This is a genomic window from Natrinema marinum (genome assembly GCF_024296685.1).
GTDB classification, from domain to species: domain Archaea; phylum Halobacteriota; class Halobacteria; order Halobacteriales; family Natrialbaceae; genus Natrinema; species Natrinema marinum.
On record NZ_CP100763.1, the window covers coordinates 807,101 to 826,334 of the forward strand.

17 protein-coding genes are annotated in these 19,234 nt (G+C 68.5%); 6 read left to right on the forward strand and 11 right to left on the reverse strand.

Going from position 1 to position 19,234, the window contains the following annotated elements; all coding sequences use genetic code 11:
* The first annotated feature begins 159 nt into the window (after positions 1–159).
* The 4 genes from gatC to NKH51_RS04035 all read left to right on the forward strand — a co-directional run bounded on the left by gatC (position 160) and on the right by NKH51_RS04035 (position 3,201).
* The gene (gene gatC / locus NKH51_RS04020) at positions 160–438 is read left to right on the forward strand and encodes an Asp-tRNA(Asn)/Glu-tRNA(Gln) amidotransferase subunit GatC (RefSeq protein WP_254763964.1); all 279 of its coding nucleotides are present in this window, start codon (positions 160–162) and stop codon (positions 436–438) included.
* A 2-nt stretch (positions 439–440) separates the two neighbouring features.
* A complete protein-coding gene (gatA, locus tag NKH51_RS04025) occupies positions 441–1,757 on the forward strand; it encodes an Asp-tRNA(Asn)/Glu-tRNA(Gln) amidotransferase subunit GatA (protein ID WP_254763965.1) in 1,317 nt (438 codons plus the stop codon).
* 79 nt (positions 1,758–1,836) lie between these two features.
* The gene (locus NKH51_RS04030; protein ID WP_254763966.1) at positions 1,837–2,250 is read left to right on the forward strand and encodes a DUF8048 family protein; all 414 of its coding nucleotides are present in this window, start codon (positions 1,837–1,839) and stop codon (positions 2,248–2,250) included.
* 150 nt (positions 2,251–2,400) lie between these two features.
* On the forward strand, positions 2,401–3,201 hold the full coding sequence (locus tag NKH51_RS04035) for a formate/nitrite transporter family protein (RefSeq protein WP_254763967.1): 801 nt from the start codon (positions 2,401–2,403) through the stop codon (positions 3,199–3,201).
* A gap of 21 nt (positions 3,202–3,222) precedes the next feature.
* Here NKH51_RS04035 and NKH51_RS04040 read toward each other — a convergent pair whose 3' ends face one another.
* The 8 genes from NKH51_RS04040 to NKH51_RS04075 all read right to left on the reverse strand — a co-directional run bounded on the left by NKH51_RS04040 (position 3,223) and on the right by NKH51_RS04075 (position 13,103).
* Positions 3,223–3,573 carry a helix-turn-helix transcriptional regulator gene (locus NKH51_RS04040; protein WP_254763968.1) on the reverse strand — a complete coding sequence of 117 codons (351 nt, stop codon included), beginning with the start codon at positions 3,571–3,573 and terminating at the stop codon, positions 3,223–3,225.
* A gap of 72 nt (positions 3,574–3,645) precedes the next feature.
* The gene (locus NKH51_RS04045; protein ID WP_254763969.1) at positions 3,646–4,473 is read right to left on the reverse strand and encodes an NRDE family protein; all 828 of its coding nucleotides are present in this window, start codon (positions 4,471–4,473) and stop codon (positions 3,646–3,648) included.
* An 81-nt stretch (positions 4,474–4,554) separates the two neighbouring features.
* Positions 4,555–6,159: a class I adenylate-forming enzyme family protein gene (locus NKH51_RS04050; protein WP_254763970.1), complete on the reverse strand. Its 1,605-nt coding sequence runs from the start codon at positions 6,157–6,159 to the stop codon at positions 4,555–4,557.
* Positions 6,156–7,250: a mandelate racemase/muconate lactonizing enzyme family protein gene (locus NKH51_RS04055; protein WP_254763971.1), complete on the reverse strand. Its 1,095-nt coding sequence runs from the start codon at positions 7,248–7,250 to the stop codon at positions 6,156–6,158. Before NKH51_RS04055 ends, NKH51_RS04050 begins: the two co-directional genes overlap by 4 nt.
* Positions 7,247–8,191 (reverse strand): 1,4-dihydroxy-2-naphthoate polyprenyltransferase, encoded by a 945-nt coding sequence (locus tag NKH51_RS04060; protein WP_254763972.1) that lies wholly within the window; start codon positions 8,189–8,191, stop codon positions 7,247–7,249. Before NKH51_RS04060 ends, NKH51_RS04055 begins: the two co-directional genes overlap by 4 nt.
* 83 nt (positions 8,192–8,274) lie before the next feature.
* Complete coding sequence (locus NKH51_RS04065; protein ID WP_254763973.1) at positions 8,275–9,519, reverse strand: DUF7350 domain-containing protein; 1,245 nt, start codon at positions 9,517–9,519, stop codon at positions 8,275–8,277.
* Between the two features lie 40 nt (positions 9,520–9,559).
* On the reverse strand, positions 9,560–10,450 hold the full coding sequence (locus NKH51_RS04070) for a 1,4-dihydroxy-2-naphthoyl-CoA synthase (protein WP_254763974.1): 891 nt from the start codon (positions 10,448–10,450) through the stop codon (positions 9,560–9,562).
* Between the two features lie 91 nt (positions 10,451–10,541).
* Positions 10,542–13,103 (reverse strand): efflux RND transporter permease subunit, encoded by a 2,562-nt coding sequence (locus NKH51_RS04075; RefSeq protein ID WP_254763975.1) that lies wholly within the window; start codon positions 13,101–13,103, stop codon positions 10,542–10,544.
* Between the two features lie 143 nt (positions 13,104–13,246).
* On the opposite strand from NKH51_RS04075, the gene NKH51_RS04080 reads away from it, so the two are divergent.
* Together NKH51_RS04080 and NKH51_RS04085 are read left to right on the forward strand one after the other, a co-directional pair.
* A complete protein-coding gene (locus tag NKH51_RS04080) occupies positions 13,247–14,005 on the forward strand; it encodes a TrmB family transcriptional regulator (protein WP_254763976.1) in 759 nt (252 codons plus the stop codon).
* Positions 14,006–14,325: 320 nt separating this feature from the next.
* Positions 14,326–15,276, forward strand: coding sequence for a J domain-containing protein (locus tag NKH51_RS04085; RefSeq protein ID WP_254763977.1), 951 nt, complete (start codon positions 14,326–14,328; stop codon positions 15,274–15,276).
* A gap of 25 nt (positions 15,277–15,301) precedes the next feature.
* On the opposite strand, the gene menD is transcribed toward NKH51_RS04085, so the two are convergent.
* From menD to NKH51_RS04100, 3 genes are read right to left on the reverse strand one after another with little or no spacing between them, the layout of a single operon-like run.
* On the reverse strand, positions 15,302–17,173 hold the full coding sequence (gene menD / locus NKH51_RS04090; protein ID WP_254763978.1) for a 2-succinyl-5-enolpyruvyl-6-hydroxy-3-cyclohexene-1-carboxylic-acid synthase: 1,872 nt from the start codon (positions 17,171–17,173) through the stop codon (positions 15,302–15,304).
* On the reverse strand, positions 17,170–18,513 hold the full coding sequence (locus tag NKH51_RS04095; RefSeq protein WP_254763979.1) for an isochorismate synthase: 1,344 nt from the start codon (positions 18,511–18,513) through the stop codon (positions 17,170–17,172). The genes menD and NKH51_RS04095 overlap by 4 nt, the downstream gene beginning before the upstream one ends.
* 57 nt (positions 18,514–18,570) lie before the next feature.
* Positions 18,571–19,167, reverse strand: coding sequence for a sulfite oxidase-like oxidoreductase (locus NKH51_RS04100; RefSeq protein ID WP_254763980.1), 597 nt, complete (start codon positions 19,165–19,167; stop codon positions 18,571–18,573).
* Positions 19,168–19,234 lie beyond the last annotated feature (67 nt).

Below are 19,234 nucleotides of genomic sequence, written 5' to 3' on the forward strand. Positions count from 1 at the left end.
AAGGTACCTCTCGCTGGAAAACGCGTTCTCGCGAATCATTGCGGACTGACAACACTTGGAAGTTTCGGTCGTTTCGGCGTCTTCCGACGCCCGTCGGCTGCCGCGTCGCGCGCCGGCAGTATCGAAACCCTTACTCTCCGGAGGCCGGTGCGAACACGTATGAGCGACGACGCCGTCAGTCCCGAGGAGGTCCGCCACGTCGCGGAGCTGGCCCGCGTCGATCTCGACGACGATGAGGTCGACCGGTTCACCGGGCAGTTCGCGGACATCCTCGCGTACTTCGAGACGTTAGACGAGGTGCCGGAGGTCGACCGCGAGGCCGACCTCGCGAACGTGATGCGACCCGACGAGGAACGTTCCTCGCTCGAGCACGCGGAAGCGCTTCGGAACGCGCCGGAAACCGAGGATGGCTACTTCAAAGGGCCGAACGTCTCCTGAACATGTCGGAAAATATTTTCATCACCGAGGAACGGATCGAGGGTGCCGACGACGGCCCGCTGGCCGGGACGACCGTCGCGGTCAAGGACAACATCTCCACCGAGGGCGTCCGGACGACCTGCGGCTCGGAGATGCTCGCGGAGTACGTCCCGCCCTACGACGCGACGGTCGTCTCCCGCCTCAAGGAGGCCGGCGCGACGATCGTCGGCAAAGCCAACATGGACGAGTTCGGGATGGGGACGACCACCGAAACCTCCGCCTTCGGCTCCACGGACAACCCGGCCGCGCCGGGCCACGTCCCCGGCGGTTCCTCGGGCGGTTCGGCGGCCGCCGTCGCGGCGGGCGAGGCCGACCTCGCGCTCGGTTCGGACACCGGCGGTTCGGTCCGCTGTCCGGCCGCGTTCTGCGGTGTCGTCGGCATCAAGCCCACCTACGGCCTGGTCTCGCGGTACGGCCTCGTCGCCTACGGCAACAGTTTAGAGCAGATCGGCCCCTTCGGCGAGACCGTCGAGGACGCCGCCGCACTGCTCGACGTGATCGCCGGCTCCGACGAGCGCGACGCGACGACACGCGAGGCGCCACGCGCCTCGGAGAGTCGAGCGGGCGACGCCCGTGAGACGCCGCGGCTCGAGGGCGAGCGCTACGCCGACGCCGCCACCGGCGATGTCGACGGGCTCTCCATCGGCGTCCCCACCGAGTTGCTCGAGGGTGCCGACGAGGGTGTCGTCGAGACGTTCTGGGCGGCGTTGGGCGAACTCGAGGACCGCGGCGCTGAGTACCACGATGTCTCGCTGCCGTCGGTCGAGCACGCCGTCGAAGCCTACTACGTGATCGCGATGTCGGAGGCGTCGTCGAACCTCGCGCGGTTCGACGGCGTCCGCTACGGCCGGTCGGGCGGCTACGACGGCAACTGGAACGAGGCGTTCGCGAAAGCCCGCGAGGAGGGCTTCGGCGACGAGGTCAAGCGCCGCATCCTGCTCGGGACGTACGCGCTCTCGGCGGGGTACCACGACAAGTACTACAAGAAGGCTCAGGACGCCCGCGCGTGGGTCAAACAGGACTTCGACGAGGCGCTCTCGGACGCCGACGTGCTCGCGAGCCCGACGATGCCGGTGCCCCCGTTCGAACTCGGCGAGAGTCTGGACGACCCGCTCCAGCTCTATCTCGCCGACGCGAACACGGTCCCAGTCAACCTGGCGGACCTGCCCGCGATCTCGGTGCCGGCCGGCGAGACCGACGGCCTCCCTGTCGGCCTTCAGCTCATCGGCCCCGCCTTCGGCGAGGAGCGGTTGATTCGGGCCGCGAGCGCGCTCACCTGAGGTCGCCGGGGGACGGATAGATTTTTATACACGTCTGCCAACTGTACCCATACCGAACAGCTAGCTCGGGAAGACTCTCATGAAGATTGCACAGGACCAAGAAGTCGAGTTCGACGAATTCTCGAGGGCGTGTGACCTCGTCGAGGGCTACTTCGACGATACGATCGACGACGTCGCCCTGCACGCACCCGTCTCGCGACGCCAGCTCGTCGCCGTCCTCGCTCGTGCACAGCTCTCCGGTCGGCAACTCGCGATCGACGGGCTGACCGAGAAAGGCGATGTCGTCTATCAGTCCAACGATGAGACGCTGCTCTGGCTCGACGGCGGCTTCTGGACCGACATGCGCGGCCGTCACCACTTAGAGCCCGACGAGGGGCGGGCCGCACGCGAGGTCCACCGACGACTCATCGAAGCGATCGACGGCGACGTTTCCTACTACAACCGCGAACGCGACCCCTTCGTCCTGATCGAACAGTTCGATCCCTACGAGTAGTGGCTCTTGCTCCGTCCCGAACGCCCGTTTCGCAGTACGCCCAAGTGAACAGCCCGGCTCGAGCGACAGCGGCGGCCGGGCCGGTCACCGGACGGCCGTAGCGTATGCATACCCGGCGCTTATCCGTCAGACAGCGGTACCCTCTCTACCGTGTCTGTCGCCCCGGACCCGGCCGAGATATTCGATCGGGCGGTCGAAGAAGGCGAACGTCGCCTCGACCAGTCGCTGCTCGAACTCGTTTCGACGAGTTTCATCGCGGGGTTTACGATCGTCTTCGGCATCGCCGCGCTGGGCGTCGTCGATGCGCTGGTCGAACCGCAGTTCGGTGCCGTCGCGCACATCGCGGGGGCGCTCGCGTTCGGCGTCGGCGTCGTCTTCTTGGTCGTCGGGCGGACGGAACTGTTCAACGAGAATTTCTTCGATCCGGCCGCGACGGCGGCCGATCGGGACGGGTCGTGGTTGCTCGGCCCGCTCGTTCGGCTGTGGACCGTCACCTTCGTTTTCAATCTCGTCGGCGGGTTCCTCTTCGCGCTCGTCTTCGCCGTCGACGGCGTCCTGCCGTCGGGGACGGCACACGCGCTCGGTCGAACCGCCGAGGAGATCGTTCGCCGTCCGCGGCGAGCAATGTTCGCGAGCGCTATCGTCGGTGGCGCGCTCGTGAGCATGCTCTCGTTCCTCCTCGAGGGCGTCAACACCGTCCGAAGCCGGATCACGCTGGCGTACATCGTCGGATTCCTGTTGGCTCTCGGGCCCTTCGATCACGTGATCGTAACCGCGATCCACGTTTTCTTCGGGATGCTCTTCGATCCCCGAATCACGTACGGAACGCTGTTCGAAACGATCGTGATCGCGACCGCGGGGAACCTCGTCGGCGGGCTAGGGCTGGTCACGTTTACTCACGTCGCGCAAGTGCGGGGCGCGCGGAAATCGAACGGGTCGAGCGACTCGTGACCGAGCGCCGCGAAAACCCGGCTACTCCTCGTACGCGAGGTTCATGATCCACTGCGAGAAGGCGTCGCTGTTGGGATCGACCTCCTCCTCGCCGATGAACGGCGAGAGCATGTCGCCGGCCATCAGGAGGGTGAAATCGAGGTCGCGGGCCGTCGGTGCGATGTAGTACGTGTTGTGGCCGTCGTAGATCGTCTCCTCCCGGTCGACGAGTTCCTTCTCGACGAGGGATTCGACGATCCGGCTGCCCTTGCGCGAGGAGACATCGAGTTCCTTCCAGAAATCGCTCTGGTGGATACCGCCGGACTCGCGGACGAGTTCGAGACCGGCGCGCTCGTCCTCGGTGAGCTCGGCTTCGGCCGCGGAAACGCTCACGGCGACCACCTCGCCGTGCGCGTCGCTACAGGCAGGAGTGCGTCCATATCCATACAAGACGGTGCGAACCGCTTAAATGTGCCCTTCCCCGTCGACCGCTGAATCGTCGCTCGCGACCCCGTCTGCGGCGTCGACCTGGGATCCGATCCCGGCCTCTCCCTCAGTGGCGACCGACACCGTCTCGTAACTCGTCCGGCAAGGCGGCCCCGGCGCGAAGGCGTAGTGATCCGTTTCCGGGCCGATCGCGAGCAGCGACGACGACCGGGTTCCGAACCCGTCTCGGTGGATGCAGACGCCGTACTCGTGATCGCCGAGCACGTCGCCCGCTCGCTCGAGCCACTCCGACGCCGTCTCGCCGGACGTCGCCGCGAGCGCCTCGCGGACCGCTCGTGCGTTCGCCGCCTGCGCTCGGCCGGCCTCCGGCCGGATCGACGGCACGTCGACCGCGTCGTCGACGGCGACGTTGACGACGACGTGGACACCGGGGTCGAACTCGGTCCGAGAGAGTGCGCCGTCCCACGCGTAGCAGACTGCGTCGGTCGCGTCGGCGACGACGAGATAGAAGCCGTCGTACTCGTCGGCTTCGACCGCGTCCTCGACGGTCGCCGCCGCGTCGGCGGCGGAGTCCGCCTCGAGCACGTCGGCGACGAGCAGCCCCCGCGAGCGCTCGCCGGCCAACTCGGCGTCGGTCCACTTGTTCGTGATTCCAGCGAAGACGCCGTGTTCGTTGTAGCCGATCCACGTGCCGCCGGCCTCGGTGTCGCGGGGAGCGACGACTAACGGATCCTCACTGAAGACCGCGGGCGATGTCGACTCGCGCTCGAGGGCCTCGTCGCGGTTGGCGGCGACCGCGACCGGAACGTCGTCGAACACCTGCCAGGCGAGAGTGAGCGTACACACGGCTCGCGGTAGGAACGCCAGCGTCTTAACTTCCGTTCCGGCGGCAGTCCGTGCGGCGCTGGCGGCAGCCACCGATCCGGCTCACGCGGGGTCGGTCACGTCGATCCCATCTGCGAGCAGGCGCTCCCGGACCGCCTCGCGATCGACGGTTCCCGACGCCGTTCGGGGGAGTTCGCCGGCAAAGCCGACCGTCTTCGGCCGCTTGAAGCCGGCGAGCTGGCCGTCGCAGTGAGCGAGCACGGATCGTGGCTCGAGCGTCGCGTCCGAACTGGTTCCAGCATCGGGGACGATCAGCGCCGCGACGCGCTCGCCCCACTCCTCGTCTTCGAGGCCGACGACCGCGGTCTCCTCGACGCGGGGATGCGACCGGAGGGCCGCGATCACCTCGCCGGGATCGACGTTCTCGCCGCCGGTGACGATGCGGTCGCTACGTCGGTTGAGGATCCACAGCCGGCCGTCTACGTCTCGATAGCCGATATCGCCCGTGTGCAGGCCGCGGTCGCCAAACGCCGCCTCGGTGTGTTCGTCGTCGAGGTAGCCCGGCGTCACCGTCGGCCCCGAGACGACGAGTTCACCCTGCTCGCCGGCCCCGACGGCCGTTCCGGCCTCGTCGACGACGGACACGTCGGTGAACAACAGTGGCTGGCCGACCGTTCCCTCGTGCGTGCCGGTCTCGGCCGGCGTGGCCGTCGCGATCTGCGAGGCTGTCTCGGTCATGCCGTAGGTCGGGTGGACCGGCACGCCGCGCTTCCGGCAGCGCTCGAGCAGTTCGTCCGAGGCCGGCGCGCCGCCGAGGAGGACGAACCGGAGCGTGTCGGCGGGGTTCCAGCCGACCTCGAGCAAGCGCTTGCACATCGTCGGGACCAGCGAGACGCCCGAGATCTCGTACTCGCCCAGCACCCGCGCTGTCGACTCGGCGTCGAACTCGCGCTGGATCACGACCGGGGTTCCGTAGAGCACTGAGCGGAGGACGGGTGCCAGCCCGCCCATGTGGTACATCGGGAGACAGCAGAGCCATCGGTCGTCGGGGCCGACGCCGAGCCGGAACGCGGAGGCGGTCGCGCTCGCGACGAGGTTGCCGACCGTCAGCCGGACGCCCTTCGGCTCGCCGGACGTGCCCGAAGTAAACATGATCAGCTGGGTATCGTCGCGCTCGAGCGCGACCGGTTCGACCGCTCGAGAGTCGGGGGCGAGGTCGGAGCCTGTCTCCTCGGCGACGGCCGACCGAAACGGTGCCGAGACGCGACCGCTCCGCGGCTCGTCGACCGAGTACACGTCGACCGCTTCGGGGGCTTGCTCGTCCGCGATCTCGAGCGCCGTCTCCTCTGTGGCTCGCTCGCAGACGATCGCGCCGAGTCCGGTGCGTTCGACCTTCGCAGCGAGTTCGCCGACCGTCTCGCGGACGTTCAGCAGGACGACCGTCGTCCCGGTCCGCATCGCGGCGAAAAAGAGGGTCGCGAAGGCCGGTCTGGTGTCCATCAGGACGCCGATCCGCTCGCCGCCGGTCCCGTCGCGTTTCTCGAGGACGGACTCGAGGCCCGCCGCGGCGCGGTCGACCTGTCGGTCGAGATCGCGGACGGTCCACTCGGTCTCCGTCGTGACATCGATCAGCGCCGTCCGATCCGGCGTCGCCGCGACGCGGTGGGCGACGAGGTCCTGGGTCGGCCAGTCGACCGGTCCGGTCATCGCTCCTCCCACACGTCCGAGACGCCCAGTCCCTTCGCCTGTGGCACGACCGCGGACCCCTTCTCGAGCAAGACGGGATCTCGCCCGAGATCCGTCGCGAGGAGGTCGCCCGTCGCGAGCCCGCAGGCCGGCACGTTCGGAATCGCCGCCGCGAGGTGGACCGCGCCGGTCCGGGCGACGACGCCGTCGATGGTCGTCGTCACCAGCGGCGTAACCTCGAGTTCGGTCAGCCACGCGGCGACCTTGCGAGCGACGTCGATCCCGCCCAACGCCATCGGTTTGAGGACCACGACATCCGCCGCGTCGGCCTCACAGATCGCGTCGACGCCGTGCTCTAACAGCCCCTCGTCGAGCGCGATGTCGACGCCGCGGCTCTGCGCCCGGAGATCGGCGTGACCCTCGAGCGCCCCCGCGGGAAGCGGCTGCTCGAGGATCGAGACGCCGTGGTCGGCGAAGCGCTCGAGCGCGCACTCGGCTTCCTCGTAGGTCCACGCTTCGTTGGCGTCGACCCGGAGTTCGACGCCGGAGCCGACGGCCTCGCGGACGCGCCGGACGCGTTCGACGTCTTCCTCGACGCTCCGGAGACCCGCCTTGAGCTTACAGCAGTCGAAGCCTCGATCGACCGCGCTACGCGCCGCGCGGACGGTGTCGGTCGTCGAGCCGTCGCCGATCGTCGCGTTGACCGGCACGCGGCCGACCATCGGGCCCTGCCCGAGATAGCGGTACAGCGGCGTCGCCTCGCGGCTCGCCTGCAGGTCCGCGAGCGCCAGCGCGAGTCCGTGTCTGGCTGCGACCTGGCGATCGACGGCCTCGAGCGCCTCGCTCGGCCCACCCGATTCGAGCGCGTCCCGGGCGCGCTCGAGGGCGTCCTCGCAGTCAGCGCCCGATTCCGTCCAGCCCTGTAGCGGCGTCGCCTCGCCGTAGCCGACGGCCTCGTCGTGGGGCCCGCCCGCATCCGCGGCCTCCTCGTCGATCAGCCGAACGAGGAAACCGTCGCGGGACTCGATCGTTCCGTCGGCCGTCTCGAGGGGCTCCGCGAGTTCCAGCGAGAACGACCGATACTCCAGCGAGAGGTCGTCGGTCGGACTCATAGCACCACCAGCCCCCCGGCGAAACAGAGGGCGTAGACCGCAAGCAGCTTGCCAGTCTGCTCGAGCGCCGGATTGAGCGCCTCGCCGTCGGTCCGCGTCCAGATCGTCCGTGCGATCATCGCGGCGTAGGGGAGAGTGACGAGCGGGAGCAAGACGCCGAGGCCGAAGTCCGCGCCGAGCCAGAACCAGAGCGGAACGACGTAGGCGAGCGCGAACAGAGCGGTGAACTCGAGGCGACTCGCCCGGTAGCCGAGCCGGACCGCGAGCGTGCGTTTGCCCGCCTCGGCGTCGGTCTCTTTGTCGCGGACGTTGTTCACGACGAGGATGGCCGTCGAGAGCCCGGCGACGGGGAGACTCGCGGCGATCGCCTCGCGCGTGACCGTCCCCGCCGGGATCGTCGTCGACAGCGGCTCAGCGAGGACGGCCGCCGCCTGCACGTAGTAGGTCCCGGTCACGGCGATGAGTCCGAAGAAGACGAACACGAAGAGGTCGCCTAGCCCGTGATAGCCCAGCGGATAGGGGCCGCCGGTGTAGGCCCACCCGCAGAAGACGCTCACCAGCCCGACGACCAGGATCGGAACGCCTCCGACGTAGACGAGGTAGGTCCCGGTGAGGATCGCCAGGGCGAACGTCACCAGCGTCGCGAGCTTGACCTGCTCGGGCGAGATGAGTCCCGACTGGGTGACGCGAGTGAACCCCTCGCGGTCGTCCGTGTCGGCTCCTTTGACCGCGTCGTAGTAGTCGTTCGCGAAATTCGTCCCGATCTGGATCAGCGCAGCACCCACGAACGCCATCACCGCCGGCAACGGCGCGAACACCCCCTCGTGGACCGCGAGCCCCGTCCCCACGATCACCGGAGCCGCGGCCGCGGGCAAGGTCTGCGGGCGGGCCGCCATCAGCCACGCCTTCGTCCGTGAGATTTCGACCTCGGCCGAACTCATGGCTCGAGTGTCCCACTCGAGAGAGTGTCAACGTTGGCATTGCGAGCCGGCCGATGTGTTCACAGTGGACAACGACGTCGAGGTCACCCTTCCGCGGCGATGGTATCGGGTACCGAAAGCTCGAGCGGCTCCATCTCGAAAAACGCCGTCTCGTACCCCTGATGGCGGGCGGTCTGGGGTGGCGAATCCACGACGATCAGCACCGAATCGCCGGCGCGGATGTCGGCGAGCGACAGCCCGTAGTGAAAGCCGAGTTCGCCGTCGAGGGTCGCCTCGAGAGGTTGATCGACCACCGTCGAGCCGTCGCGGGAGACGACCGCGCGAAGCGACGCGTTCGCGAGCGGGACGCGGTTGTACGGCGTCCGCGGCGAGACGAGCAGGTATCGGTCGTCGCCGTCGGCCAACCGGGAGCCGGACTCGAGTAGCGTGACGACGAACGCCGCGTCGCCGCTGGTCGGAAGACCGTCCGCCGAATCGGCACCGGAGGCCGCGCTCGGCTCGGTCAGGCGAGTGCCGGGATACTCTCCGGCCGGCGGCAGCGCGGAGTACGGGATTCTGGCGGCCGGATTCCCGTCGCCGCCGGCCCCGTCGCCGGCTTGCCCCTCATGGCCGAGCATCGGCTCGAGCGCGCCCCGCTTCCCCCAGCGCTCGCGCTCGAGGAGTTCGATACCGTTGACGACGGCCTTGCGGAAGGCCTCGTCGTAGGTGAACTCGAACGTCGCGCTCGCGCGCTCGGCGAACCGTCCCGCGAACGAGCCGGTTCGTCGCGTCCCCATCGGCGGCAGTTCGACCGTGGCGGCGTAGGTGCCGTCTGCCGGGAGGACGATATTATCGCCGAAGTGAACCCCCATCTCCTGGGAGAGCATGGGCCACAGCGACAGCGTTCGCCGCCAATCGTCGCCGCCGTCGGTTCGCTCGAGCGCGACTCGAGGCCCGAGATCGAAGGGAATCACCGTCTCCGTCTCGGGATCCCAGACGGTGCACATCAGGTGGACGCCCCGCCCCGCTTCGGGCTCGACGAGTTGGCGCTCGGCTCCGGTGACGAGCCAGAACGGGTGCGGGTACGAGAGCATCGGTGCCACCCGGTAGTCGCCGGCGTCGACCGGCTCGAGGACGCGCATTGACTTGCGGTGGCCGGGGAGATAGACGGCCGCTGGCGGGTCCTCGATCCGGGGAATGGACGGAGTGTCCGTGACGGAGCCACCGCTCCCGCCGTCGGGTTCGCCGTCGTCGCTCTCGTTTCCCTCGCCGCCCGGAGCGGCACAGCCGGCGAGGACTATCGCACTCGAGAGCGCGGTCGCCCGCCGGAGGAAGGTTCGTCGATTCATATCACTGGTTCACATCCGCCTCGAGGCGGGGTCCGGTCGCTCAGTAGTGCCAGGGGTAGTCGTCGAAGTCCGGGTCTCGCCCCTCCACGAAGGCGTCGCGGCCCTCTTTGGCCTCGTCGGTCATGTACCCCAGCCGCGTCGCCTCGCCGGCGAACACCTGCTGGCCGACCATACCGTCGTCGGTCATGTTGAACGCGTACTTGAGCATCCGCATCGCCGTCGGGCTCTTGGCGTTGATGCGTTCGCCCCACTCGAGGGCGGTCTCCTCTAACTCTTCGTGTGGCACCGCTTCGTTGACCATGCCCATCTCCGCGGCCTCCGCGGCGTCGTAGGTTTTCCCGAGGAAGAACACCTCGCGGGCCTTCTTCTGGCCAATCTGTTTCGCGAGGTAGGCCGAGCCGAAGCCGGCGTCGTAGCTGGCGACGTCGGGGTCGGTCTGGAGGAACTTCGCGTGCTCTTCGCTCGCGAGGGTGAGATCGCAGACGACGTGCAACGAGTGGCCGCCGCCGACGGCCCAGCCCGGCACGACGCAGACGACCACTTTCGGGATGTGACGGATCAGCCGCTGGACCTCGAGGATGTGCAGTCGCCCTTGTTCGGACGCGCGCTCCTCATCACCTTCGTACTGGTAGCCGTCTTCGCCGCGGATCGTCTGGTCGCCGCCGGAACAGAACGCCCAGCCGCCGTCTTTCGTCGAGGGGCCGTTGCCCGTCAGCAGGATACAGCCCACGTCGGTCTGGCGCTTGGCGTGATCCAAGGCGTCGTAGAGTTCGTCGACCGTTCCCGGCCGGAAGGCGTTGCGCACGTCCGGCCGATCGAACGCGATCCGGACCGTCCCGGAGTCTATCGCCCGGTGGTAGGTAATGTCCCTGAACTCGTCGTTCAGCGCGGCCGGCTCCCACTGCTCGGGGTCGAAGAGTTCCGATACCATTTGCTCGAGTGTGGTCGGCGGCGGCAGAAATAGATTCGCGTCTCGAGCGGAGCCAACCCGAGGCGGCTGTCGGGGGCCACCGTGGCGTCGGTCAGGCGCTGGCGGCTTCCGCACCGTCGTAACCGGAGAACCGAACCCAGACCGCGAGCAGGCTCGGCAAGACGAGGACGCTCGCGAGGAAGGCGTAGCCGATCGCGACGCTCGTGACGAAGCCGAACCGTTGGAGCGACGGGACGAGCGCGAGCATCAGAACGCCGAAACCGGCCGTGGTCGTGGCGGCGCTGGCGAGCAACGCGCCCCCGGTTCCGCGGACGGTCCGCCGGAGCGCCGCGATGCTGTCGCCGCGGTACTCCTCGACGAACCGCTCACCGATGTGGATGGCGTAGTCGACGCCGATGCCGATGCCGATCGCCGCGATGATGGCCGTCTCGGAGGTAAAGGGGATTCCGGCGAGGTACATGGTCCCGAACAGCCACGCCTGCGCGAGGACGACGGGGGCCAGCACGACCGCACCGAGGCCGAGCACCCGATAGCGGAGCCAGAAGATCGCCGTCAGGAAGGCGACGATGACCCCGAACGTGATGAGGAATCCGTTGACCAGCGTCTGCACCAGACCCCGTTGGACGAGTTCTTCGATGATCGGTTGCCCGGTCGCCGTCACCGTCAGTTCGGTCTCGCCTTCCATCGTGGTCGCGACCGCGCGCATCTCCTCGGTGACGGTCCCGGTGTCTGCCGCGCCGGAGAGCCCCACGGAGAGCCGGAGCGAGCGGTACTCTCCGCCCTCGCGGTGGATCGTGGCCTCGGCCGCGGCCGGATCGGCCGCGTAGACGGCGTCGTAGATCGCGGTCAGGTTCTCGTCAGGAACGCCGTCGCCGTCCGTATCCGACTCCGCGACCATGTTGGCCACGGTCTCGTTCGTCGCGGCGACCGACTCGATCGTCTCGAGCGGCCCCGTCACCTGCAGATTCCCGTCGGCCAGCACTACCGCCGAAGACGTGTTGCGGAGGTCGTCCCTGCCGGCCGCGAGCCGCTCGAGCGTCGCCGGGTCGGTGACCGGCCCCTCGATTAGAAACTCGGCGCGCGATCGATCGCGCGCCTGCGCGAAGTTCGTGTTGATGTACTCGGCGTTCGACCGGAGCTGGTAGTCACTCGGCTGGAACGAGTCCGGCAGCGAGTCCATCCAGGCCGGCGAGTCCCGCGGGAGGAAGTCCGTCTGGTCGATGGACGTATCGATGTCCGTCGCGGCGGCACCGCCGGCCGCGCTCAGGACGAGGGCGACGGCGATGACGACGTACGGCGCGCGCTGGGCGATGTCGGCACCGACGCCGAGCAGGCGTCCCGCGGCACCACCGCGGCCGAACGCGCGCGTCTGCCGGGAGAGCCCGATCCGTCGTAGGAGGCCGTCGAGCTCGAGTTTCAGCGCCGGCAGCAACAGGCCGAAGACGAGAAACGCCGCGGCGATGCCGACGGCGCTGACGATCCCGAACTCCTGGATCGACTGAAGCGGGCTGACCGCGTTCGAGAGGAAGCCCACGGCCGTGGTAAACGTGGCCGCGCCGATGGCGACGACGACGCCCGCGAGGCCGCGTCGCATCGCCACTTGCGGCGACGCGTCGGGATCGTCGACCATCGCCTCGCGATAGCGCATCACGACGTGGAGCGCGTAGTCGATCGAGAGCCCGATCAGCAGAAACGGAACGGCGATCAGGATCTGCGTGACGCCGATACCGGCCCAGCCCATGAAGCCGGCCATCCACGCGAGCACGAGGACGACGCCGAGCAGCCCGAGGGCCACGTCGAAAACGTCTCGATAGGCGATCCCGAGCACGCCCAGAATCAACAGGAGTGCGACCGGCGAGATCAGCGCGAAGCTCTCGCCGGTCGCCTGCGTGCTCTCCTCGTCGACGATCCCGGCACCGAAGACGAAGCTCTCGGCCGAGATACGTTCCGAGGACAGCTCCTGCAACTCGAGTTGGGCGTCGACGACGGCCGGCGGGAGGTCGTCACCGGTCGCGTCGCTCGTATCCTGGAACACGAACAGGACGCGCCCCGACGCCGTCGTCGATCCCTGTTCGTAGTCGGTCGGCAGCAGCGAGTAGGGGTCGACCGGTCCAGCAGCGCTCGAGCCGGGCGTCAACACCCGTTCGACGGTCGCCTCGACCTCGCGTTCCGACATGGACTCGAGTTGCGAGATCTGCGCCGAAAGCGACGGCGTCGCCGTGCCGGCTCCGGCGTTCGCCCCCTCGGCGCCGGTTTCGTTGCCGGCCTGTGATTGCCGAATGGCCGTCGTCGCGACGACGTTCGAGAGCCCGACCATCGGCCGGCGCTCCCGCAGCGTCGCGTTCACCGCTGGATCGTCCGTGACGGCTTGCTGGAAGCGCAACGTCTCGAGGAGGGATTGCTTCGAGAGGACGTTGTCGCCCCGGACGACGACCTGAACGACCGTCGCGTTTTCGCCGTCGGTCGTGAAGTTCTCCCGAAGCGCGTCGTACTTCTCGGCCTCCGTCGAGTCGCTTTCGAAGCTCGCGATCGACAGCCCCGAATCGACGCTCCCCGCCCCGCTGCCGACGATCAGCGTCAGTATCAGCATCACCGCGATGACGGTTTTGCTGTGGGCAGTGACGAACGCCGCGTACCGCTCGGCTGGGTTCATTACCGCTCCGTTCCGGGCCAGCGAACATAAGTGTTGTAGAATTCTACTAAATATGTGTGTGGGCGGAAATCCCCGCTACTGATAGCCCCGCCGGTCGAAGAGCCGATCGACCGACCGAGAGAGCCGGTCTCCCGACGCCATCCATGAGCACACAAGACGCGGTCGCGGCGCTGAAACGACTCGGACTCCCGAACTACGAGGCGCGCGTGTTCGTCGCCCTCCAGCAACTGGGAACGGGGACCGCCCAGGAGGTCAGCGATGTCTCCGACGTGCCCCGCTCGCAGGTCTACGGCGCGGCCGACGACCTCGTCGAGCGGGGCCTCGTCGAAGTCATCGAATCGTCGCCGAAGCAGTACCGGCCGGTGAGCCTCGCCGCGGCTCGAGAACAGCTGACAGATCGCCTCGAGCGCGAACGGGAGCGCGCCTTCGAGAACCTCGCCGACCTGCGGACGGAGTCGTCGGGGCGCGAGGACGACGGCTCCGTCTCGACGCTTCGGGGCCGTCAGCCCATCGACGATCGAATCGCGGAACTGGTCGGGACGGCCGACTCGAGCGTCGTCTTCGTCGCACCCGAGGGCGATTCCCTGTCCGATCGGATCGAAACGGCGCTTCGCGATCGAGCGACGCAGGGCGTGTTCGTCACGGTCGTGACGGCCGAACAGTCGGAACGCGAACGCTTCGCCGATAGCCCGATCACGGTCATCGTGATGGACGAGGACAACCCGGCCGATTTCGCGGGACGTGCGCTCATGGTCGACGAGGAGACCGTGTTGTTGTCGGTCGCCACCGACGACGAGGTCGTCGACGAGGAGGCGATGTGGACCGCCGGCAGCAGCATCGGCCGTATTTTAGCGCAGTTCATGCAGTCCGGGATCGAATCCGGCCGGGACCGGAACCCGTAACGCTTGCGAGCGACCGCTCCCGGCCACTCGACTCGGCGAGTCGTGTCGAATTCGCTCGGTTCTCGGACCGAGCGACGACGCTGGTTGAACCGATTTCGTGACTGATGGCCTCGAGCCGACGGAATTCGGCCGGTACTGTGTTTCGAAGCCACCCGCTGTCTCGTCTCGCGATCGGCGAATTTGATATAGCGCTACTTAGTTTACGAGTCGGAAGGGCGTCACACGCGGACTCGGACGCACCGAGTGGTGTGACTAGCAGTCACCGACGACAGTCTGTTCGTCCGAGTGATTTTTTATCTGGCCGTCCAATCGAGCACGCGATGGGCGAGACGTACTACGACGTGCTCGGAGTCGACCCGGGCGCGACGGTGGACGACATCGAGTCGGCCTACCGCGACCGCGTCCTCGAGACCCATCCGGACCACTCCGACGCCCCCGACGCCGCAGAGCGGTTCCAGCGGGTTACGACCGCGCGGTCGGTCCTCACCGACGGCACGGAACGGGCCCGCTACGACCGACTCGGCCACGAGGCGTACGTCGATCTCGCCCAGGGGACAACGTTCGGCGGCAACTCGAGCGACGCCGACGAGTCGGAGGCGTCGACCTCGTCGACCGGTCGAGCGAACGCGGAGACGGACGCGACTGACTCCGGAACCACCGATTGGACGCGCGAACAGGCGCGGCAGGTGCGGGACGACGGGACGACCGAGGGGTCCGACCGCGGGCGGAGCCACCACGCTCGCCAGCGGGCCGAGCGACAGCACCGCCGAAAAAAGCGGCGCGCGGCGGGCGAGTGGCCGTTCGACGGCGAGCGAGTTACCGGAACGCGTTCGAGTTCGCGGACGTCGGCGGCGGCCGAACCCGACGGCTCGACCGGGAACGGAGCCGATGGGTTTCAGTACTCCGTCCACGACTGGGACGGCGACATCGATCTCGAGTGGGACAGGACCCGGATCGATCGGACGACGGCGATCACGGTCGCGGCCGTCGTCCTCTGTTATCCGCTGTTCGTCGTCGCGAGCCTCTCCTCGCTGTTTTCGCTCGCCGTCAACGTCGTCGTCGCCGCCTGTACCCTCGTCTTGATAGGATATCTCCTCACGATGCCGCGAATCGCGATGGCGGTCTTCGGCGCTTGGAGCGTCCTCTTTCCGGCCGCGATCGTCGGCTTCTCACTCGTCGAACCGATCTCTCTGGCGGGAGTATTCGCGCTCGGGTTCGCCTGGGTGCCGCTTGGCTACGCCGTCGCGTTGTGGTGGACGCTACGTCCGTAACGTCAAAATCGGCCGCTGGCGACCGCTACGAGTCGGCAGCGGAGCTGTCGTCGAACGTCTTCGCGACTGCTTCCGTGACGCGCTCGTCGAGTTCCTCCCGCCGACGGTGGCTCGTCGCCGAGTCGAATTCGACGGCGAGCACCTGTGTCCCGCTACGTTCGAGCGAACGTCGATACGCGTCGTCGAAGTCGGCCGGGGTGACGGACTCGAACTCGAGGTCGTAGAACGCCGCGAGGTCGTCGAACTCGAGCCCGTGCGGCGTCTTGAACTGGTCGGTAAACGGTGGCTCGAACCCTTCGATCGGCAGTTTATGGAAGATACCGCCGCCGTCGTTGTCCAGCAACACGATCGTGGCGTCCACGTCGCAGCGGCCGACCGCGAGCAGCCCGTTCGAGTCGTGGTAGAAGGCCAGGTCGCCGGTCACGAGCACGAGCGGGTCGTCGGTGGCGCTGCCGGCCCCAAGCGCCGTGCTCGCGATGCCGTCGATGCCGCTGGCACCGCGGTTCGCGAGGACGGTAAGGTCGGCGCGTCGGGGTCGACCGAACCGGTCCGCGTCCCGGATCGGCATGCTGTTCGAGACGAACACCGTGGCCGGATCCGGCGCGTTCGCAAATACCGAGGCGAGCACTGCCCCTTCGAACGGCGCCTCCTCGAGCGCGTCCGCGGCGACGGCCTCGTCGCGGATCGCCCAGTGGCGGCGTTCGGCCGCGTCGAACCGCGCGCGCCACGCGTCGTCGCTCGGCGCTCGCGGGTCCGCCCCGCGGTCGCCACCGGAATCGCCGTCGGCGAGCGCCTCGAGCAGTCCGTCGACGACGGCCCCCGGCTCGGCGGCCAGGAGGTCGGTCGCGGTGAACGTCGCCTCGCGCCAGGCGCCCGCGGGATCGATCAGGAACTGTCGCGCGTCGGCGTCTCGAAGCCAGTGGCGGAGCGGTTTCGAGGTGGGCGAGGCGCCAACGCGGAGGACCACGTCCGGCTTCGGGATCTCGGTGACGTAGGCGTCGTAGCCGCCGTAGACCGACCGCGTTCCCCCGGTAGCGCTTTCGTCGCCGTCCGTCCCCTTTCGCTCGATATGCGACCCGAACCGCAGCCCCGAGAGCGGGTCTGCGAGAACGGGCGCGCCGAGTCGGTCGGCGAGTTCGGTTACGGCCGCCGGCTCGAGCCGCGAGAGGTCGGCCGGATCTGCTGGACCCGCGACGAGTAGCGGCCGGTCCGCGGCCTCGAGCGTCCGCAGGAGCGTTCGGAGATCGCCGTCGTCGAGCGTTCGCGTCCCGCCGGATGTTTCGACGAACGACCCGTCTCGACCCTGTGCAGCCGTCGTCTCGGCGAAGGAGTCCGGCACGTCGCCGGGCACGTCGATCGGCTCGAGGGGCTTGCGGAACGGACAGTTGAGGTGAACCGGGCCCGGCGCCACGCCAGTCGTTTCCGACAGCGCACGCGCGGCTGTCGTCCGCAGACTGCGGATTTTCCGCTCGTCGGGTTCGGGCTCGGGCAGTTCGGCGTACCACCGAACCGCGTCGCCGTAGAGTTTGACTTGGTCGACGGTCTGGTTCGCGCCGCTATCGCGGAGCTCCGGGGGCCGGTCGGCGGTCAGCACGAGCAGCGGTACGCGGGCTCGGTCGGCCTCCATGACGGCGGGGTGGAAGTTCGCCGCCGCCGTCCCCGAGGTACAGACAAGCGCCGTCGGCTCGCCGGTTCGACGGGCGCGACCGAGCGCGAAGTAGGCCGCGGAGCGCTCGTCGAGATGCGAGTAGACGTCGATCTCGGCGTGCTCGGCGAACGCGACCGTCAGCGGCGTCGACCGGCTGCCGGGGGCGATACAGACGGCCTCGAGCCCCCCGTTCGCGAGTTCGTCGACGAGGACGCGACCCCACAAGGTCGCGCGGTTCGGTGCAGTCATCGGAGTTCGTCCAGGATCGGTCGGAACTTCAACTGTACTTCGTCCCACTCCTCGTCGGGGTCGCTGTCGGCGACGATCCCGTTGCCCGCAAAGAGCGTCACCGCCCCGTCGGCCGCGACGCCCGAGCGGATGCCGACCGCGAACTCGCCGTCGCCGGCGGCGTCGAACCAGCCCACCGGCGCGGCGTACCAGCCCCGATCGAACGTCTCCGTCTCGCGGATCGTCTTCCAGGCCGCGTCCGGCGGTACGCCGCCGACCGCGGGCGTGGGGTGGAGCGCCTCGACGATCTCGAGGACGTGGCGATCACCCGGCAGTCGCGCCTCGATCGGCGTCTGGAGGTGCTGGATGGTTGCCAGCTTCCGGATCGTCCGCTCGCTGACGGTGAGTTCGCGCGCGAGCGGGGCGAGTTGCTCCCGGATGGCGTCGACGACGAGCCCGTGTTCGTGCCCAAGTTTCGCGTCGGCTCGCATCCGCTCGGCGTACGCTTCGTCTTCGTCGGGAGTGTCTCCCCGCGCCACCGAGCCGGCGAGCGCCTCCGTCTCGACGCGCTCCCCGCGTTTCGACACCAGCCGTTCCGGTGGTGCGCCGAAGAACGTGCCGCTGTCGCCGTGGCCCACCAGAAACCGGTAACAGTTCGGGTATCGGCGGCCCAGCCGCTCGAGCGTCGCCGGCACGTCGACCGACCCCTCGAGGTCGACCGACAGGGCCTGTGCGAGCACCACCTTCGTCAGTTGGCCGTCGGCGATCCGCTCGAGCGCGGTCTCGACCTGCCGGGCCCACTGCTCGCGGGAAGTCGTGCGCGTCGTCGAACGGACGCCAGGAGTCGAGCCGCTCGCGTTCGGTTCCGTCGTCGACGCCGTCAGCAGTTCGTGCCAGCGCTCGAGGCGGTCTGCAGCCTCGTCGCCGCTTCCGACGGTCGTCAGCCACGTTCCGTTGTCGGTTCGGCTGACTTGCACTCGCGGGACGACGAACGACGCGGCGGGAAAGCCGGTCCACGGCGGGTCCGGCTCGTGGCCGTCGTGAAACGAGAATCCGCCGAACGCCCGCGGGCGGGCCTGTGGGGGGCCGTCGTGTGCGATCCCGTCGAACAGCCGGCTCGCCCGCGTCCGAATACGATCGAATCGGTCGGGGCCGTCCGCCCGGATGCGGGCGGCGACCCCCCGGCCGACGATCGCGAGTCCGTCGGGCGCGGCCCACTGGACGCGCGTCTCGGTGTCGTCCTCGAGCAGCGCCTCGACCGCGGCGCCCTCGAGTTCGCGACACCGGCTGACCAGTTCGGCGGGTCGGTCCGCCGAGTCCGCACCGCCAGCAAGCCGACTCTCGCCCGACGATCGGTCCATCGACCCCACGTCAGGACCGCCACGCCTTCAGCCTAACTATTCGGCGAACGGAACGGTCTAGCTGTACCGCTCTTCCTCCCACGGGTTCGCCGTCCGCGAGTACCCGCGTCGCTCCCAGTACCCTCGTTCGGAGTCGGTGAGGAACTCGACGCCGTCGACCCATTTCGCGCCCTTGTAGGCGTACTTGTGCGGCGTGACGACCCGGAGCGGCCCGCCGTGATCGGTGGGGAGCGCCTCGCCGTCGAACCCGGAGGCGAACAGGACCTCCTCGCGCATGCAGTCCTCGAGGGGCAGGTCGGTCGTGTAGTCGTCCAGCGCGGCGAACATGACGTGGACCGCGTCGTCGTGGACGCCGGCGCGCTCGGCGAGTTCCGGGAACGGAACGCCCGTGAACTCGCAGTCGAACTTGCTCCAGCCGGTCACGCAGTGAAAGTCCTGTCGCTGGGTGACGCTTGGGAGGTCGCGAAACTCGTCCCACGAGAGCGTCAGTTCATCGTCGACCGCGCCCGTAACGGTGAACTCCCACGTGTCGGGATCCCACTCCGGCGTCCGGCTTTTCGAGAGGACGGGAAACTCGGTCGTCTCGCGCTGTCCCGGCGGCAGTCGCTCGTCGCCGAACTCCCGATAGAGATCGGTCACGTCTGTCGCATCCATACTCGAGGCTACGCCCCGATCACCGTAGATGTGACGCCGTCGATCGACCGTCGACGGGTCCGGGACC

Bases quoted from the DNA above. Each gene is read 5' to 3' on its own strand.
- NKH51_RS04080 (WP_254763976.1), top strand. From the start codon at position 13,247: ATGAGCACACAAGACGCGGTCGCGGCGCTGAAACGACTCGGACTCCCG.
- NKH51_RS04075 (WP_254763975.1), bottom strand. From the start codon at position 13,103: ATGAACCCAGCCGAGCGGTACGCGGCGTTCGTCACTGCCCACAGCAAA.
- NKH51_RS04065 (WP_254763973.1), bottom strand. From the start codon at position 9,519: ATGAATCGACGAACCTTCCTCCGGCGGGCGACCGCGCTCTCGAGTGCG.
- NKH51_RS04050 (WP_254763970.1), bottom strand. From the start codon at position 6,159: ATGACCGGACCGGTCGACTGGCCGACCCAGGACCTCGTCGCCCACCGC.
- NKH51_RS04095 (WP_254763979.1), bottom strand. From the start codon at position 18,513: ATGGACCGATCGTCGGGCGAGAGTCGGCTTGCTGGCGGTGCGGACTCG.
- NKH51_RS04100 (WP_254763980.1), bottom strand. From the start codon at position 19,167: ATGGATGCGACAGACGTGACCGATCTCTATCGGGAGTTCGGCGACGAG.
- NKH51_RS04085 (WP_254763977.1), top strand. From the start codon at position 14,326: ATGGGCGAGACGTACTACGACGTGCTCGGAGTCGACCCGGGCGCGACG.
- NKH51_RS04070 (WP_254763974.1), bottom strand. From the start codon at position 10,450: ATGGTATCGGAACTCTTCGACCCCGAGCAGTGGGAGCCGGCCGCGCTG.
- gatA (WP_254763965.1), top strand. From the start codon at position 441: ATGTCGGAAAATATTTTCATCACCGAGGAACGGATCGAGGGTGCCGAC.
- menD (WP_254763978.1), bottom strand. From the start codon at position 17,173: ATGACTGCACCGAACCGCGCGACCTTGTGGGGTCGCGTCCTCGTCGAC.
- NKH51_RS04060 (WP_254763972.1), bottom strand. From the start codon at position 8,191: ATGAGTTCGGCCGAGGTCGAAATCTCACGGACGAAGGCGTGGCTGATG.
- gatC (WP_254763964.1), top strand. From the start codon at position 160: ATGAGCGACGACGCCGTCAGTCCCGAGGAGGTCCGCCACGTCGCGGAG.
- NKH51_RS04055 (WP_254763971.1), bottom strand. From the start codon at position 7,250: ATGAGTCCGACCGACGACCTCTCGCTGGAGTATCGGTCGTTCTCGCTG.
- NKH51_RS04030 (WP_254763966.1), top strand. From the start codon at position 1,837: ATGAAGATTGCACAGGACCAAGAAGTCGAGTTCGACGAATTCTCGAGG.